Source organism: Psychrobacter sp. MES7-P7E (assembly GCF_002863645.1).
Lineage (GTDB): Bacteria > Pseudomonadota > Gammaproteobacteria > Pseudomonadales > Moraxellaceae > Psychrobacter.
Genome location: NZ_PJBU01000035.1, coordinates 1 through 1,340 on the forward strand (window position 1 = coordinate 1; position 1,340 = coordinate 1,340).

The following is a 1,340-nucleotide window of genomic DNA, read 5'->3' on the forward strand; positions in this document are numbered from 1 at the left end:
AAACTAAACTAGAGTATCAGCTAGATATTACAGAGACCAATAAGCTTATTTGTGAGAGATACTGGCTAAGAGAAGCCGACAAACGAAGTGGTTTTATATATACCTGCAAAGAGATAGGTCGAGAGTTTGATGTTAAGCATCAAGATATACCGAGTATCGTTAAAATAAATGCTCATCTTGTTGTACTAGACTGCCAATGCATAGACTGCGGTACAACTAAGATTTGCTATACTCGCTCACAGCTAACTCGATTGGATCTTATTAGATGGCGGTGTGACGATTGCGGGGAGGCGCTTGAAAAAAGAATGGATCAAGAGTACTTGGAGTATCGTCTTAAACAAGACCGTTTAGCAGAAGAAAAGAGACAGACTGCTCTAGAGTACATCAATCAATACAGAAGCATTCAATTAAGCAGTATTCCTTCAGTCACTGAGCTTAACGATGTGGATAGGCTGCTACTTGCAGCGACCATAGAGAGTATAGGAGCAGATAATTTAAAGAATACAGTTTCTCTACATGACAACTTATCATTACCTTTATCATCGTTCTCTAAATTAGATGAAAAGATACTACATCATCTCTTTAACCGAAATCTGCTCATACTAGCTCCTGAAAATAGCTACGAATATGTAACTATCAACGAAGAACAAGAATTAGAAATAGATTTCTATCAAGCGATTTTTGAGTTTGCTTATAGTACTGAGAATCTTACTAAAATCTTGATAAACGCTAAATTTAGAAAAAATACCAGTGCTCTAGTAGCGAATAGTCAATTTAAGAGCTGGTGTGAAAAGGTACAGCTAGGAGAGTGTTTAAGCTACCTGATTACTAGGTCAAGACTGAACTATCTAGCACCGCCTATTGGCGAGAAGCTAATTAGCATTCTCAGATCATGTTTAGCTGAATGCTCTGTATCAACCATGCATTATGTCATTTGGAAGTCTGTTGAAAATGCTGCTGCATACGTGCAAAAACCAGGCATTACTCGAAAACATGCTTCAAATTCTGTTTCTGGTAATATAGAAAGAGTATTCAGTAAAATATACAGTGGTAGTTGGAGTCACAATAAATCTTTTCGCGATGCTAGCCACCCTCAGTCTGCAATGGCCAAAATATTTTTTGATTATGTATTTGGAGTAGATGATGGTAGTTTTCACCATACTCTTGATGAGTTATTTAGTCCATATAGATCCCAAAAAACTTTAGAGCAAGTAAGTTACGCAACTCTAGGAGATGCTAGAAGTACGAATTATTCAGTCACAATAGCTCTTGATATTAAACAATCATGATTTACCGATGTCTAAATCATTAATATAATTAAATCAGCCGAATAAGGTATA

Annotated in this window: 1 protein-coding gene; it reads left to right on the forward strand. The window is 36.4% G+C overall.

All coding sequences use genetic code 11. The features are described 5' to 3' along the window. A partial coding sequence (locus tag CXF62_RS14630) for a hypothetical protein (RefSeq protein ID WP_185156570.1) occupies window positions 1-1,289 on the forward strand: 1,289 nt, incomplete at its 5' end. Window positions 1,290-1,340 lie beyond the last annotated feature (51 nt).